Below are 232 nucleotides of genomic sequence, written 5' to 3' on the forward strand. Positions count from 1 at the left end.
GTGACGAAGCCATAGCGGCGGCACATCGCTTAATGCACGAAGAAGGCATTCTGGCCGGTATTTCATCCGGTGCCGCTTTGGTTGCAGCACAACGCCTTGCTGCTAAGCCGGAAAACGCTGGTAAAAACATTGTCGTGATCCTGGCCAGTGCTGCAGAGCGCTACTTAACCAGCCCGCTGTTTGCTGATATCTTCACCGAGCAGGAACTGCAGGCCTAAAATCGTTTTCAATG

General features: G+C 53.0%; 1 pseudogene. It reads left to right on the plus strand.

The features are described from left to right. Positions 1–218, plus strand: a pseudogene (locus R0J87_RS25130) (cysteine synthase A); the annotation flags it as partial. Positions 219–232 lie beyond the last annotated feature (14 nt).

This window comes from Halomonas sp. SIMBA_159, from assembly GCF_046536035.1.
GTDB lineage: Bacteria > Pseudomonadota > Gammaproteobacteria > Pseudomonadales > Halomonadaceae > Vreelandella > Vreelandella venusta_A.